Raw genomic sequence first — 14,642 nt, forward strand, 5'->3', positions numbered from 1 at the left:
AGGAGACAACAGATGAAAGCACTCGTCGCGGTCAAACGCGTGGTGGACTTCAACGTGAAAGTGCGCGTCAAGTCCGACGGCTCGGGCGTCGATCTCGCCAACGTGAAGATGGGCATCAATCCATTCGACGAAATCGCCGTCGAAGAAGCCGTGCGCCTGAAAGAGCGGGGCGTCGTGAGCGAGGTGGTCGCGGTGTCGTGCGGCGTGGCCGCTTGTCAGGAAACGCTGCGCACGGCAATGGCGATCGGCGCGGATCGCGGGATTCTCGTCCAGACGGACGCGGAACTCGAGCCGCTCGCGGTCGCGAAGCTGCTCAGCGCGCTCGTCGACAGGGAAAAGCCGCAACTCGTGTTGTTCGGCAAGCAGGGCATCGATAACGACTGCAACCAGACGGGGCAAATGCTCGCCGCGCTCGCGGGCATGCCGCAGGCCACGTGCGCGAGCAAGGTCGAGATCGCCGATCAGTTCGCCGTCGTCACGCGCGAAATCGACGGCGGTCTGGAAACGGTGCGTCTTGCGCTGCCCGCTGTCGTGACTTCCGACTTGCGGCTGAACGAGCCGCGCTACGCCACATTGCCGAACATCATGAAGGCGAAGAAGAAGCCGCTCGATACGGTGACGCCCGAACAACTCGGCGTGGACGTCGCGCCGCGTCTCACGGTCCTGAAGACGGCCGAACCGGCGCAACGCGGTGCAGGCGTGAAAGTGCCCGACGTCGCCGCGCTCGTCGCGAAACTGAAAACAGAAGCCAAGGTGCTGTGAGGAGACGGACATGAGTGAACGTACCAGTGTGCTGGTGGTTGCCGAGCACGACGACGCATCGATCAGAAGCGCGACGCTGAGCACGGTGACGGCCGCGCTGCAATGCGGCGCCGACGTGCATGTGCTTGTCGCGGGACAAGGCGTGCAGGGCGCGGCAAACGCGGCGGCGCGCATCGCGGGCGTATCGCGCGTGCTGGTCGCCGACGCGCCGCCGCTTGCGAACGGTCTCGCCGAGAACATGGGCGCGCAGGTGACGCATGTCGCCGCGCGCTACAGCCACATCCTGTTTCCAGCGACGAGCATGGGTAAGAGCGTCGCGCCGCGCGTCGCGGCGCTACTCGATGTCGCGCAGATTTCGGACATCGTGCGCGTGTTGAGCGCCGATACGTTCGAGCGCCCGATCTATGCGGGCAATGCGCTCATCACCGTGCGTTCCGGCGATCCCATCAAGGTCGTGACGGTGCGCGTGACGAGTTTCGACGCGGCGTCGCCGGAGGGCGGCAGCGCGCAGATCGAAGCGATCGACGCCGTCAACGACAGTCACCTTTCGATGTTCGTCGGACGGCAGGTCGCGAAGAGCGAGCGGCCCGAACTTGCGGACGCGCAGATCGTCGTGAGCGGCGGGCGGGCGCTTGGCAGCAGTGAGCGCTTCGACGAAGTGCTGGCGCCGCTCGCCGACCGGCTGGGGGCGGCACTCGGCGCGAGCCGCGCAGCCGTCGACGCCGGCTTCGCGCCGAATGACTGGCAGGTCGGTCAGACGGGCAAGATCGTCGCGCCGCAGTTGTATATCGCGTGCGGCATTTCGGGGGCGATCCAGCATCTGGCGGGGATGAAGGACTCGAAGGTGATCGTCGCGATCAACAAGGACCCGGAAGCGCCTATTTTTAGCATCGCTGACTATGGTCTTGAGGCCGATCTGTTCGATGCGGTGCCAAAGCTGGTTTCGTCTCTGTGACCGCTTGTCGCCGGCGGTATGCGCCCAAGACGCAAAGCCGGCGACTGCAAGCACATGAGGACATTCGGACTCAGGCCGGGAGCGTCAAGCGGGTCCGTTGGCCTTGACTGCCCGGTGGCATTGGCCTCGCGGCCTGGATGCGATCTGTTCGATCTACGACTGACACGGTGAGAACTCCCGCATGTTCTCTCTTGGCCCGCTTTACGACGGTACGCACGAAAATCGCAAGTACTCGTACCTCTTCTGGCAAAGCCTGCGGCAACCGGCCTGCCTGAGCTTGCAAGACCCACGCATGTTCATTCCGGCCAGGCATTTCACCTTCGGCACTCACCGGCACTTCACCGAAGTCACACCCCGGGAAATCGAGGCTATTACGGAGGCAATGCACGTTGCCCGGTTCGCCTGGATGGAAGCGGGCCAGCGCCTCTCACTGATGTGCACGGAGAGCGAGATGCGAGCCGTGCTCGGCAAAATGGCGCTCTTTGGCGGATATCAACAAATGGATACGGGACGGTCCATCGAGGCAGTGGTCAGGGCGGTCAGGCATGGTGACCTGATCTTCGTACCCAGGGGAGACGACTTGCGCGCCTGTGTCGGGGCCATCCAGAAAGATCGCGTGAAGCGGCTCACGCCTGGTCCGCGACAGCATGAACGGTTCGACCCGCGCGCCGCCGCACAGCGGATGATGGGCAAGCCGCCGCGTATGCCGCAGAACCTCGATAAGCGTACCTCACCGCCCGGATTGAACTCGACACCGCTCGACGATGCCCGATCGTTTGAGTATGAACAGGCTGATTTGAGCGATGATATCCACAGTGTGGCCGCGCGCGGCGTGAGCGAGGCGCACGAGGCGGAATGCTTTGCGCAGTACGAGCGCGATATGGACGAATGCGCCGCGTATCGAAGGGCGATGGGCGGGCAGCGCTTTATGGACGCTTGCTCACAACGGGCGTTCCAAAGCTTTCAACAATGCAGAGGGTATTAATGGCAAACCATCCTGAAAAGCGGTGCGTCGTTGTGATGTGGTCTGAAGACAAGCAGGCACTCGTTTCGTACACGCTTGACCTGGAGAAAGTGCTTGCGGTGACAGCCCGTCTTTTTCCGGTTGAGTTGCCGGTCTCCGAGTACAACAATGAGTTCGATGATGAATTCGCGCGTCGATTTGGCGGGGCAACGCTTAACCTTCTTGCGTTGTCGAACCCTGGTCTGAAGCCTTACATCAAGGTCACACAAGCCGACGATTAGAGACGCAGCCAAGACCCGGCTCGCAAAAAAAGGCGCCTCCACAGCAGAGACGCCTTGAAAAAGCCCGACCAGCTCGGGTGAACCGCCGGACTTCCACGCAACACGATTACTGCAGGTTCCCCGCCACCGCAATGGTTTGCCCCGTGATGTAATTGGACTCCGGCGAGCAGAACAGATACACGCTGCCGGCAGCCTCTTCCGGCGTACCGCCACGTCCAAGCGGATTGCGCTGCGCGTGCGACTTCAGCATGTCAGGATTCAACCCCACGCGAATATCGCGGCCGTCGATATTCACCGTCGCGCCCGCATGCGCATCCGCCGACGTCATCCGCGTGTGGATCAGACCGAACGCCACGCAGTTGACGTTGACATTGAAACGCCCCCATTCGCGCGCCAATGCCCGCGTCATGCCGATCACGCCGGCTTTCGCCGACGAGTAGTTCATCTGGCCGGCATTGCCGTTCAGCGCGGACACCGACGAAATATTCACGATCTTGCGATACACCTCGCGGCCCGCTTCCTTGTCGGCGGCGTGCAGCGCTTTTACATGCGGATACGCGGCGCGCAGGATGCGAAACGGCGCCGTCATATGACAGTCGATGATTGCGTACCACTGCTCGTCGCTCATCTTCTGGATCACGTCGTCCCACGTATAGCCCGCGTTGTTGACGATGATGTCGATACCCTTGAATGCCTTCAGCGCCGTGCCGACGAAACGGTCTGCGAAATCCGGCGCAGTCACGTTGCCGACGCAGGCCACGGCTTCCACGCCGATCTTCTTCAATGCTTCGACTGTCTCGTGCGCTGGATCCGCGTCGAGGTCGTTGACCACGATTCGCGCGCCTTCGTTCGCGAACTTCTCGACGATCGCGCGACCGATGCCGCGTCCCGAGCCCGTCACGAGGGCGACCTTGCCGTCAAGCTTTCCCATTTGCTGTTCTCCTGTGTATGTCTGATTGCGTCGAGTCGCGCATCAAAGCGCAACGACGGCCTCGCCGACCACGCGCGGCTCGCCGTATTGATTGGCTGTCTGGATCTCGAGCTTCACGCGCCGTTCGCCGTGAGCTTCGAACTTGTCGACGACGCGCCCCGTGCACGTCACCTCATGCCCCAGATGCGTAATGCCGACAAAGCGCACGCCGAACTCGCGCAACTGCCGCTGATCGACCCAGCTCGTCAGCAGACGGCCGAGATACGCCATCGACAGCATGCCATGCGCGAATACGTCGGGCATGCCCGCCTTGCGCGCGTAGTCGGTATCGATATGCACGCGGTTGTGATCGCCCGACGCGCCCGCGAAAAGCGCAAGCGTCGTGCGGTTGACGGGTTCGAGTGTCAGCGGCGGCAGCGTGTCGCCGATCTTCACGTCGTCGAATGTCAGGGTGCTCATCAGCGTTCTCCGTTAGCTGTTGCGTTGCACGAGCACGCTGCGCAGATCGGCGACATGCTCGCCTTTCTGGTTTGTCACGCGTGTTTCGCGCACGACGAAATCGAGCGCGCCGTTCTTCTTGTCGTAGATGTCGGCGATGCGGCTTTCGAAGCGCAGCACGTCGCCCGCATGCGCAAGACGGTGATACGTGAACGACTGCTCGCCGTGCAGGATGCGCGACAGCTGGATACCCAGTTCGTCGCGCCACCCCGTATCCGGCTGCTGAAACTCCAGCGAGAACAGAAACGTGGGCGGCAAGGGCAGGGCGGCATGCCCCGCATCCCGCGCCGCCGATTCGTCCAGATAGACGGGATTGGTTTCGCCCGTTGCCTTCGCGAAGAAGCGCAACTGACCCGCTTCGGCGACGGCGCAAAACGCCGGCAATACCTTGCCGATAAACTTCTTGTCGATCATGTCGGATGCTCCGTGAACGCGGTCCTGGGAGCGGCTATTAGCGCGCGGCCTTGTACACAGTCACGACACACGCGCCGCCCAGCCCGACGTTGTGCGCAAGCGCGATCCGCGCACCTTCGACCTGCCGCGCATCGGCCTTGCCGCGCAACTGCTGCGTCAGTTCGAAGCACTGCGCAAGGCCCGTCGCGCCCAACGGATGACCCTTCGATAGCAGCCCGCCCGACGGATTGACGACCCATTTGCCGCCGTACGTGTTGTCGTCGTCGCTGACGAGCTTCGCGCCTTCGCCTTCCGCGCACAGGCCGAGTCCTTCGTACGTCAGCAGTTCGTTCTGTGCGAAGCAGTCGTGCAACTCGATCACGTCGATGTCTTCCGGGCCGATACCCGCCTGTTCATACGCGCTCTTCGCGGCGTCGCGCGTCATGTCGAAACCGACCACACGGATCATGTCGCGTGCGTCATACGTGCTCGGCAGATCCGTCGTCAGCGCCTGGCCCGCGATCGTCACGTCAGTGTGCAGGCCGCGCTTGCGCGCGAATTCTTCGGACACGATGATCGCGGCAGCCGCGCCGCAAGTCGGCGGGCAGGCCATCAGACGCGTCAGCACGCCGTCCCACAGCATCGGCGCGGCCATCACGTCTTCCGTCGACACCACGTTGCGGAACACGGCGAGCGGATTTCGCGCCGCGTGCTGGCTCGCCTTCGCGCGAATCTTCGCGAACGTTTCGAGCTTCGTGCCGTACTTCTTCATGTGCGCCATGCCCGCGCCCGCGAACTGGCGAATCGCGTTGCTCAACCCCTCGGGACGGCCGACGAGCTGATCCGTCATGTCGAGCGCGCGTTCGAGCGCGCTGGCGCGGTCGGTCCACACCGACTTGAGCGCGCCCGGACCCATGTACTCGAAGCCGACGGCGAGCGCGCAATCGACGGCGCCGCTCGCCACGGCCTGACGCGCGAGAAACAACGCCGACGAGCCCGTCGCGCAATTGTTGTTCACGTTGATGACGGGAATGCCCGTCATGCCGACGTGATAGAGCGCTTTCTGACCGGAGGTCGAATCGCCATACACGTAGCCGGCATAGGCTTGCTGTACGTCGGCATAGCTGACGCCAGCGTCGGCGAGTGCATCGCGCACTGCGTTCGCGCCCATCACGTCATAGGCATCGCTGGTGCCCGGCTTCTTGAACGGAATCATGCCGACACCGGCAACGAAGACATTGCGAGTCATGTCACTGCTCCTTCTGGATGGAATGTTCGATTGACCTGCGGGATCACAGCTTGCGAGAGATGAGGTCGCGCATGACCTCGCTCGTGCCGCCATAGATGCGCATCACGCGTGCATCGGCGAACGCGCGGGCGACGGGGTACTCGAGCATGTAGCCGTAGCCGCCGTGCAGCTGCACCATTTCATCGAGCGCCTTGCCGAGCGTTTCCGTCGCGAAGAGCTTGGCGATCGCGGCTTCTTCGAGCGTCAGGCGGCGGCGCACGTGTTCCGCGAGATAGTGGTCGACGAGCAGACGCACGGCCGAGGCCTGCGCCTTGATGTCGGCGAGCTTGAACTTGGTGTTCTGGAAATCCCACACGGTCTGGTTGAACGCGCGGCGGTCCTTCACGTAGTTGATCGTGTGATCGAGACAGACTTCGAGCTTGGCGGCCGCGCCGATTGCGATCGACAGGCGCTCTTGCGGCAATTCGGCCATCAGGTAGGCGAAGCCTTTGCCTTCCTCGCCGAGACGGTTCGACACGGGCACGCGCACGTTGTCGAAGAACAGTTCAGCCGTGTCCTGCGCATGCTGGCCGACCTTGTCGAGCTTGCGGCCGCGCCGGAAGCCGTCGCGGTCCGCTTCGACGACGATCAGGCTCACGCCCTTCGACCCCGCGTTCGGATCGGTCTTGCAGACCATGATGATGAGATCGGCATTCAGCCCGTTGCTGATGAAGGTCTTGCTGCCGTTGATCACGTACTCGTCGCCGTCGCGGATCGCGGTCGTGCGAATCGCTTTCAGGTCGCTGCCCGTGCCCGGCTCGGTCATACCGATCGCGAGTATCGCTTCGCCCGAGCAGACTTTCGGCAGCCAGCGCTGCTTCTGTTCTTCATTGCCGAGCCGCGCGATGTACGGGGCGATGATGTCGGAGTGCACGGAAAAGCCGAGGCCGCTGACGCCCGAGCGGTTGATCTCTTCGTTGAGCACGGCCGCGTGGCCGAAGTCGCCACCGCCGCCGCCGTATTCCGTCGGCAGCGTGAGGCACAAGAGACCTTCGCGGCCCGCCTTGAGCCACGTTTCGCGGTCGACTTTGCCCGCCTTGTCCCACTCGACCTGCTTCGGCACGCATTCGCGTTCGAGAAAGCGCCGCGCGCTCGTGCGCAGCATTTCGTGATCGTCACGGAAGACGGTTCTGGTAATTTGCATGACTAAATATTCCTGTTCGAATGGAGCCGTTGGCCTTTTGCGGATCGTTACTGCGCGCGAGCGATATGCGCGGCGGGTGAAGTCTGGAACAGTTGCTCGACGAAATGCGCGCGGCGTGCGCGCGTCACCGACTGGTTGACGTAACCCTTGTCGGCGATCTCATTGGCGTCGATGGACGGCGGCTCGGCCATCAGCATCAGGCGCTCGATGCGCAGACTGGAACCGCTGTTTGCCTGCGAGCGCAAGCATTTGCTGATCGCATCGACGACGATGGGGTGCTGCACCAGCGCCGCGGCATCGAGCGTCGCGAGTTCCGGCGCGAGCTTGCGGCACGCCGCGACATTGGGCCACGCGAGCGCGGCCAGGTAGTCGTGATCGTGTCCGCAGATCACGGCATCCGTCAGCAACGGCGAGCAGCATTCGAGTAGCGCGAGACGCACGGCGCCCGTGCGCACCCATGTGCCGTTGGTCAGCTTGAAGTCTTCGACGACGCGGCCGGCGAACAACATGCCTTGCGACGGATCGTCGGCATTCACGAGACGCACGGCGTCGCCGAGCCGGAAGAAGCCGTCGTCGTCGAAGGCGGCCGCCGTCAGTTCCGGATGCGCGACATAGCCGCCGAACACATGCGGCCCGCGCATGCGGATCTCGTAGCGCGCATCGCCGCCTTCGAGCGGCACGAGCTTCACCTCGGCGCCGGGGACGGGTGTGCCGATGTTGCCGTTCTCCGCGTTCGCGCGGCCGCAGTAGGTGCCCATGCCGCTCGTTTCGGTACAGGCGAGTCCCGTGCAGAACGCGATCCGCTGACCGATGGTTTGCTCCGCGACCTGCTGGATGCGTTGCCAGACGTCGCGCGGCAGGCTCGCGCCGCCGTAGCCGAAGTAATGCACGTTCGCGAACAGCTTCTGCGCGAGTTCCGGGTCGCGTTCGAGTTCGCCCGCGAGCACGGTCCACGCGGACGGCACGCTCGTGAAGATGGTCGGCGATACATCGCGCAGATTGCGCACCGTACGCTCGATCATGCCGGGCAGTGGCCTGCCGTCGTCGATATGATGGGCGGCGCCGAACTGGATCGAGCGCCCGAGGTTCAGCACGCCGCCGAGGCCATGGTGCCACGGCAGCCAGTCGAGAAACACCGGCTCGGTCTCGCGCAGCCAGCCTAGATTGTCCGCGTAGTACGCGGCGACCGCGCGGAAGTTGCCGTACGTCAGCGCGACGCCTTTGGGCGTGCCCGTCGAACCGGACGTGAACAGCACGCGTGCGGTGTCGTCGGCGCGGATCGCCGCGTGCGCGGCTGCCACCTTTGCGATCTGCTGCGGCGTGAGGTCTTCGGCGATCAGGTCGGCCCAGGCGATGACGCCAGGGCGCACGCCCTGGACTGCGATGACGGTCGTCGTAGCCGAGCTGAGCGCGGCGAGCGCGCGCTCGTACGGCCCGGTCTCCTGTACGAACAGCGCGGCGGGCGGCACGAGCGTCGCGACGCCGAGCAGGCGGGCGAAATCCTTGCTGACGGTCGAGTAGGCGGGGGAGACGGGCGCAGTGGGCACACCGACGTATTCGGCGGCGAGCAGCAGCACCGCCTGCTCGATTGAATTGCCCGACAGCAGCATCAGCGGCTGATCCTGATCGAGGCCGAGCCCGAGCAGCGCCGCGCCGACGAGCTGGACTTGCCGCCACAGGTCGGCCCAGCTGAGCGAACGCCAGTCGCCGTGTGCGTCGCGCTCGCGGAACGCGGGTCGGTTGCCTCGCTGAGCGGCCCAGGCGGGGATGAAATCCGCGAAGCTTCGTTCCGCGATGTCGGGAGGCGGCGTGGCCGAGCGCAGTATCAGCGTGCCATCCGCACGACGTTCGACCAGCGTGTGCCGCTCGGGAATACGAACGGGACGGTAGGACGCTGCCGCCGGTTGAGTGGGGGTGACCGTCATCATGAGGTCTTGTCTCCTATGTCAGCGACGACCAGCGTGGGCGCTTTGGCGCCTTACGCTGGACTCATGCCACATGGTTGCCGTACTGCCTGATGCGCATCGCGCATCCACGTTTTGTATTGAAGGTAGCCGGCGTGTCGACGCGCGGCTGACCTGTATCCAAGAATAGTGGCAGAGGCTACGCGCAAAACCACCCGAGCCGGGTGGCGGCGCTGTATGGAGGGAACGCCGATGGGGGGACGCTGCGGACCGAGCCGCGCGACCCGTTGGACTCAGCGGACGATATCGCCCGACGCGCATCCCAACTCGAAGTCGCGCACGCGGGCAACCGCTTCGTCGCGGCTCGAAACGCCGAGCTTGCCGTAGATATTTTTCAGATGCCACTTGACGGTTTCCGGCGACAAACCGAGCGTGCGCGCGATCTTCTTGTTCGGCAGCGCCTGCGCGAGCAGATGCACGACTTCGGCTTCGCGCTCGCTCAGCAGTTCGGCGCCTGTCGCGACATTGCCGCGCGCATCGACCGGCGCATCGCACCGGCCAGCAAGGGCCACCGCGGCCTGATGCGCCGCATCGAGGCGCGAAGCATAGAAGCGCAGTAACGGATCTTCCGGGATCGCGTCCAGCACAGCATGAATCACATCCAGCGCGCCACGGTCCGCATCGAGAATACTGCGCACGAGACCGAGGCGATGGCCCAGGCGCAACGCGGACAACACGTACTTATGCATCGCCGCCGTGCGTCCGAGCCGGGCCGCGACGACGGCCGCCTGCATCTGATAGCGCACCGCCTGGCGTTGCCAGCCGCGCTCCTCGCACAGCGCGATCAACGGTTGCAGTCGCACGGCAGCCGCCTCGAAGTCTTCGTGCGCGATGCACCAGTCGATATGCGCCTGTTCCGTCAGCGCGGCCACGGCAGTCAGCGTAGTCGCGCGCTCGGGCGGAACCCGCGGGGCGATCGCATCGAGGCGCGCGAGCGCGGCTTCAGCCGCATCGAAATGATCGATCGACAGATGGTGGCGCACCTGCTCGGCGAGGCCGTGCGCGACGAGGCGCAGCAGCCCGTGCTGCGATGCGTATTCGTCGAGCCGTTCGAGATAGGCCATCGCGTCGAGATGATGGCCCGCCAGCCAGTGCGCCGACGCCAGCACCGTGTGGACGCGCAGCACCGAATCCGGCACCGACACGCGCTCCAGCACGTCGACGCGGCCCTCGATCAGCTTGCGCGCCGCGTCGGGCTCATTGAACTCGTACAGCACTTCGCCGAGCAGCGCCGCCGCGAGGCAACTCGCTTCGGCGGCGGGGCTGCCGCGCGAGTCGGCTTCGAACAACACGTCGCGGCAGATGCGCTCGGCCTGGACGAACTTGCCTTCCAGTGCGTAGCTGAACCCGACGAAGCAGCGTCCGTTCAGCGTGCCCGCACTCGTGCCGACAAGGGGCGCGCCATCGAACAGAATGGGCGGCGAGTCGAGCTGGATGCGCCGCGCGTCCGTGTATTGCCCGCGATGCATGTACAGCCACGAAAGTATATTGTTGCGCGCGCCGACGATCAGCCCGTCTGCCTCGGCGGGCGCCTCGAGCAGACGCGGCAGGATCGACATCGCGCCGTCCGTGTCGTCGCGCTGCACGGCAAGCGCGGCCTGCAGCAGCGTGAGCCGGTATTGAAGCGACGGATCGGCGTGGCCGATGTCGCTTTGCAGTCCAGCGACCGTCGTCTCGCAGGCGGCGAAATCGCGCGCGTACAGATGCAGATGGGCCATCCACAGACGCAAACCGATGCGCGCCTGAATCTCGGCGACGGGCAGCATGCGGATCAGCGCGACGACCTTGCGCAGCTCGCCGCCTACCTGCAACTCGCGCGCAACGTTGAGCACGAGATCTGCGGCTTCGCCCGGTTCGCCCGCGAGCAGCGCATGTCGCACGGCTTCGTCCGCGTGGCCGTGGGCGCGGAACCAGGTCCACGCGGCGCGGTGCACGTCGCGCTGGTAACGCTCGCTGCGCGCGCCGAAACGTTCGAGCAGCGTTTCCCGAAACAGCGGATTGAGCCGATACCACACGGCAGCGTCTTGCGACTCGACGGGCGCGACGAACAGGTTGTCGCTCTCCAGCCGTACGAGCAGCGCGAGCACCTCGGCGGGACGCTGCTCGCCCGCGACGAGCGCGACGCAAAGCTGCCCGCAGATGCGCGCGCACGCGGCCATGCGGATCAGCAGATCGACCTCGGAAGGCGACAGCCGCGACAGTACCTCGCGTTCGAAATAGTCGGCGAACGCGCGCGGGTCCTGCAAGTGCAATGGCGCCGGGATATCCGCCGATGCGCTGTCGTTCTGTCCTTGCCGGTTGCGCTTCGCGCGGATCGCGAATAGTTGCAGTCCCGCCGCCCAGCCGTCGGCCAGTTCGTGCAGGCGGCGCGCGTCCTTCGGGGAAATGTCGCCGATCTGCGCTTTCAGAAAGGCTTCGGATTCCTGGGCAGTGAAGCGCAAATCGCGCATGTCGAGTTCGAGCACCAGACCCTGGTCGCGCAACCTGCCCAATGACAACGGCAGGATGGTGCGCGACGCGAACACGACATGCAGGTTCGCGGGCGCGTAGTCGAGCAGCCACTGCAGCGCTTCGTGGTTGCGCGCGTTGGCGAGATGATGCACGTCGTCGAGTACCAGCACGAGTTCGGCGGGGTGGCGCGCGATGCCGTTGACGAGCGCGATCACCGTGCGCTCGACGGCTTCCTCATCCATCCCGCGGCCGCCGAGCAGTGCGGCTTCCTTGCCGATCGACGGATTCACCTGCCTGAGGCTGCCGACCAGATCGTCGAGGCAGACGGTGGGATCGTCGTCTTCCGATGTGAAAGTCAGCCACGCGATATCGAAGCCGAGCGGCAGCAACGCTTCGCGCCAGGCGATGAGCGCCGTCGTCTTGCCCGAGCCGGCCGGTCCCTGAACGACGATGCAGCGCATGCGGCGCGCGTCGCGCAGTTGCGCGAGCAACCGTTCGCGCGCGACGACCCGCGCCGCGCTGCGAGGAGGAAGCAAGCGGAGGTGGACGCCGGATTCTTCGGTGCCGGCGTCGTGCCGGCAAGCGGGAGTAGAGCGGGAATTCTGCGGCATATCGACCTGCGCCTCGTGTCTCCCGCGCCATCGGTAATAGCCTTTGGGACGACAAAAATTGACAGGCCATTCTATCGCAGTGCAAATCAAGCGCAGCCTCGGGGCGATACCGATAGGAGGCCGGGCGGCGTTGCGGTAACGCACGCCTAGCGCTCCTTATCTCAATAAAAAAGGGCGAACGCTTGCGCCATGTCATTACGCATCTGAAAGGGAGCGTGCGACGATCGTCGGCTTTTCTGCGTCGATCGCGGCATCGCGGTCGCGTGATGTTTCGCTCCGGCGTTTGCGTACGAAGCGCACGACTTCGCCGTCGGCGCGCCACGCATGACAGGTATCGGTCATCTGCGCGAGGTGCGCGTCGGCGTCGCCGCCGCCGGGACGTGTGCCCATCAGCGTCTGCAGCGCGGTGGTCGCCAGCGGGCCGAGCAGTTCCGTCAGATGCGTGCAGCCGTGCTTGCCACCCACGCGCTCTTTCACCTGCTGCCTGAAGCCAGCCGCGATCCGCACGCCCGCGAGGCTTTCATAGGCCGCGTTGATCTGCGCGCAATACGGCGAAGGGCCGGTATCCGTCGATGCATTCGCGCGCCGGATCAGGCCCGTCGCGTCGATGGTGAGCGTGATGCGCAGATCGTGGAGCGGCTCGCCGGCGGGCACCTGCTTGTAGAGCAGGTCAGCCGTGTCGGCTTTGATATCGGTGAGGCGCGCCTCGATATCGAACAGTCCGTCGCTGCGTTCGTAGCCGTTGCAGACGATGTGGCGCGTATGCAGCAGACGCCGGGTGGGTTTGCGCGTGGCTGGATCGTTCATGGCGGGGAGTCTCGCGGAAAGTGGAAGAAGGAAGCGAACCAGGAAAAAGCGCAAGCGGACATCGCAAAAAGGAAACCACGCTTCGAGCGTAGACGGTCGCATCGCGCGTGCTGCCCCCTCATTCGGGTGGTGGCGCTTCGATCGGGGTATTCCCATACCCACTCCATTCGGGTGGGCGGCGCGCCTGCGGGCGCCTGCAACCATAGGTCAGCGACAAGCCATCGGACGAATCATCGTTTCGGTCTGCCAGGCAGAATGGCCGGCTTCGGCGCGATCGTGCAGGACCACGTCCGCGACATGCGGAGACAATGTGAGGAGACAGTGCATGCGTTTCATCAGTAAAGGGGTGCTGGGCGCCACCCTGGCATTTGCCGCGGGCGGCGCGGCCGCGCAGTCGAGCGTGACGCTCTATGGCGTGGTCGACGTGTTCGGCCAGTACCTGAATAGCGGCGCGGGAACCAGAAGCGGGCCGGGCTCGCCCTACGTGCCCGGCTACCATTCGTTTTCGGAGCGCAGCGGCGGCTCGGCGGGCTCGCAATTCGGCCTGAAAGGCGTCGAAGATCTGGGCGGTGGGCTGAAGGCGGCGTTCACGGTCGAGAACGGCTTCAACGTCAACAACGGCACCTTCTTCGCCGATTCGACGTCGCTGTTTTACCGGCAGGCGTGGGTCGGGCTCAAGCACGACGACTACGGACAACTCTCGTTTGGCCGCCAGTATCAGCCGAGCTTCTGGGCTGTCTATCCCACCGATCCGTTTCGCGGCAACGAAGTGCTGTCGCCGATCGCCGCCGCCGACCTCGCGGGCCTCCGCGACCGCGCGACGCTCGCGACGCAGTATGTGTCGGGACGCCAGAGCAACTCGATCATGTATCAGTCGCCGGAAATGTGGGGCGTAAAGCTTTACGCGATGTACGCATTCCCGGTAACGACCTCGCAGCCGATCGCGTCGACGTCGGGCAACATGTTCGATATCGCGTTGACGTACCAGGGCGCGGGGCTCTATGCGGCACTCGCGTACCAGTTCCAGCATGGCGGACAGGAGACGGTGTCGCTCGGCCAGACGGCCGCGGGGCTGCCGCTGCCCGCGAGCACGTTCAACCTCGTGTCGACGGAGCACTACACGGGCGCGCTCGGCTACCGCTTCGGCATCGTCAACGTGCAGTTCAACTACGCGTACAACAAGGTCAAGACACCTGCCAACAGCCAGATCGTGACGGTGCCGGGCGTCGGTCCAGTGGGCGCGCTGTCGTCGCTGGTGCATCCGTTTAGCATCATGGAACTGGGCACGACGATCCAGGCGACATCCGCCGACGTGATCGAGGTCGCGGGCATCTATCGCAGTGTGCGCGGCGTGCAGGACAACACGCTCGGCATCCAGATCGGTGCGGATCACAGCCTGTCCAAGCGCACGAGCGTCTACATGCGCGCGGGCTACATGAAGAACAACGGCATCGCGAACATGAGCTGGCCGGGCGTCGCGGCAGCGGACGGATCGAAGCAGATTCTCGGCGTGGCGGGCATGACGCATCGTTTCTGACGGCTGCGTCGTATCAAGAGAAAACGGGAGATGACGTGCAACGTCATCTCCCGTTT

Annotated in this window: 13 protein-coding genes; 5 read left to right on the forward strand and 8 right to left on the reverse strand. The window is 64.6% G+C overall.

Going from position 1 to position 14,642, the window contains the following annotated elements:
• Positions 1–12: 12 nt before the first annotated feature.
• The 4 genes from PPGU16_RS02905 to PPGU16_RS02920 all read left to right on the forward strand — a co-directional run bounded on the left by PPGU16_RS02905 (position 13) and on the right by PPGU16_RS02920 (position 2,962).
• Positions 13–762, forward strand: coding sequence for an electron transfer flavoprotein subunit beta/FixA family protein (locus PPGU16_RS02905; protein ID WP_180721626.1), 750 nt, complete (start codon positions 13–15; stop codon positions 760–762).
• A gap of 10 nt (positions 763–772) precedes the next feature.
• The gene (locus PPGU16_RS02910; protein ID WP_180721627.1) at positions 773–1,717 is read left to right on the forward strand and encodes an electron transfer flavoprotein subunit alpha/FixB family protein; all 945 of its coding nucleotides are present in this window, start codon (positions 773–775) and stop codon (positions 1,715–1,717) included.
• Positions 1,718–1,898: 181 nt separating this feature from the next.
• Entirely contained in the window at positions 1,899–2,702 is an 804-nt protein-coding gene (locus PPGU16_RS02915) for a hypothetical protein (protein ID WP_180721628.1), read from the forward strand.
• On the forward strand, positions 2,702–2,962 hold the full coding sequence (locus PPGU16_RS02920) for a hypothetical protein (RefSeq protein ID WP_180721629.1): 261 nt from the start codon (positions 2,702–2,704) through the stop codon (positions 2,960–2,962). The genes PPGU16_RS02915 and PPGU16_RS02920 overlap by 1 nt, the downstream gene beginning before the upstream one ends.
• 106 nt (positions 2,963–3,068) lie before the next feature.
• Here PPGU16_RS02920 and PPGU16_RS02925 read toward each other — a convergent pair whose 3' ends face one another.
• From PPGU16_RS02925 to PPGU16_RS02960, 8 genes are all read right to left on the reverse strand, one after another.
• Positions 3,069–3,893, reverse strand: coding sequence for an SDR family NAD(P)-dependent oxidoreductase (locus PPGU16_RS02925; protein ID WP_180721630.1), 825 nt, complete (start codon positions 3,891–3,893; stop codon positions 3,069–3,071).
• A 42-nt stretch (positions 3,894–3,935) separates the two neighbouring features.
• On the reverse strand, positions 3,936–4,352 hold the full coding sequence (locus tag PPGU16_RS02930; RefSeq protein WP_180721631.1) for a MaoC family dehydratase: 417 nt from the start codon (positions 4,350–4,352) through the stop codon (positions 3,936–3,938).
• Between the two features lie 12 nt (positions 4,353–4,364).
• Complete coding sequence (locus tag PPGU16_RS02935; RefSeq protein WP_180721632.1) at positions 4,365–4,805, reverse strand: MaoC family dehydratase N-terminal domain-containing protein; 441 nt, start codon at positions 4,803–4,805, stop codon at positions 4,365–4,367.
• Between the two features lie 37 nt (positions 4,806–4,842).
• Positions 4,843–6,033 carry a lipid-transfer protein gene (locus tag PPGU16_RS02940; protein ID WP_180721633.1) on the reverse strand — a complete coding sequence of 397 codons (1,191 nt, stop codon included), beginning with the start codon at positions 6,031–6,033 and terminating at the stop codon, positions 4,843–4,845.
• 43 nt (positions 6,034–6,076) lie between these two features.
• The gene (locus PPGU16_RS02945) at positions 6,077–7,216 is read right to left on the reverse strand and encodes an acyl-CoA dehydrogenase family protein (protein WP_180721634.1); all 1,140 of its coding nucleotides are present in this window, start codon (positions 7,214–7,216) and stop codon (positions 6,077–6,079) included.
• A 47-nt stretch (positions 7,217–7,263) separates the two neighbouring features.
• On the reverse strand, positions 7,264–9,144 hold the full coding sequence (locus tag PPGU16_RS02950; protein WP_180721635.1) for a feruloyl-CoA synthase: 1,881 nt from the start codon (positions 9,142–9,144) through the stop codon (positions 7,264–7,266).
• A 269-nt stretch (positions 9,145–9,413) separates the two neighbouring features.
• Complete coding sequence (locus PPGU16_RS02955; RefSeq protein WP_224029100.1) at positions 9,414–12,167, reverse strand: LuxR C-terminal-related transcriptional regulator; 2,754 nt, start codon at positions 12,165–12,167, stop codon at positions 9,414–9,416.
• Between the two features lie 270 nt (positions 12,168–12,437).
• On the reverse strand, positions 12,438–13,049 hold the full coding sequence (locus PPGU16_RS02960) for a DUF2889 domain-containing protein (protein ID WP_180721637.1): 612 nt from the start codon (positions 13,047–13,049) through the stop codon (positions 12,438–12,440).
• A 325-nt stretch (positions 13,050–13,374) separates the two neighbouring features.
• Here PPGU16_RS02960 and PPGU16_RS02965 point away from each other — a divergent pair, with 325 nt between their 5' ends.
• Entirely contained in the window at positions 13,375–14,586 is a 1,212-nt protein-coding gene (locus PPGU16_RS02965) for a porin (protein WP_180721638.1), read from the forward strand.
• Positions 14,587–14,642: the final 56 nt, after the last annotated feature.

It is taken from the genome of Paraburkholderia largidicola, assembly GCF_013426895.1.
In the GTDB taxonomy this organism is placed as follows: domain Bacteria; phylum Pseudomonadota; class Gammaproteobacteria; order Burkholderiales; family Burkholderiaceae; genus Paraburkholderia; species Paraburkholderia largidicola.

Bases quoted from the DNA above. Each gene is read 5' to 3' on its own strand.
- PPGU16_RS02925 (WP_180721630.1), bottom strand. From the start codon at position 3,893: ATGGGAAAGCTTGACGGCAAGGTCGCCCTCGTGACGGGCTCGGGACGC.
- PPGU16_RS02945 (WP_180721634.1), bottom strand. From the start codon at position 7,216: ATGCAAATTACCAGAACCGTCTTCCGTGACGATCACGAAATGCTGCGC.
- PPGU16_RS02910 (WP_180721627.1), top strand. From the start codon at position 773: ATGAGTGAACGTACCAGTGTGCTGGTGGTTGCCGAGCACGACGACGCA.
- PPGU16_RS02965 (WP_180721638.1), top strand. From the start codon at position 13,375: ATGCGTTTCATCAGTAAAGGGGTGCTGGGCGCCACCCTGGCATTTGCC.
- PPGU16_RS02950 (WP_180721635.1), bottom strand. From the start codon at position 9,144: ATGATGACGGTCACCCCCACTCAACCGGCGGCAGCGTCCTACCGTCCC.
- PPGU16_RS02920 (WP_180721629.1), top strand. From the start codon at position 2,702: ATGGCAAACCATCCTGAAAAGCGGTGCGTCGTTGTGATGTGGTCTGAA.
- PPGU16_RS02930 (WP_180721631.1), bottom strand. From the start codon at position 4,352: ATGAGCACCCTGACATTCGACGACGTGAAGATCGGCGACACGCTGCCG.
- PPGU16_RS02935 (WP_180721632.1), bottom strand. From the start codon at position 4,805: ATGATCGACAAGAAGTTTATCGGCAAGGTATTGCCGGCGTTTTGCGCC.
- PPGU16_RS02960 (WP_180721637.1), bottom strand. From the start codon at position 13,049: ATGAACGATCCAGCCACGCGCAAACCCACCCGGCGTCTGCTGCATACG.
- PPGU16_RS02940 (WP_180721633.1), bottom strand. From the start codon at position 6,033: ATGACTCGCAATGTCTTCGTTGCCGGTGTCGGCATGATTCCGTTCAAG.
- PPGU16_RS02915 (WP_180721628.1), top strand. From the start codon at position 1,899: ATGTTCTCTCTTGGCCCGCTTTACGACGGTACGCACGAAAATCGCAAG.
- PPGU16_RS02905 (WP_180721626.1), top strand. From the start codon at position 13: ATGAAAGCACTCGTCGCGGTCAAACGCGTGGTGGACTTCAACGTGAAA.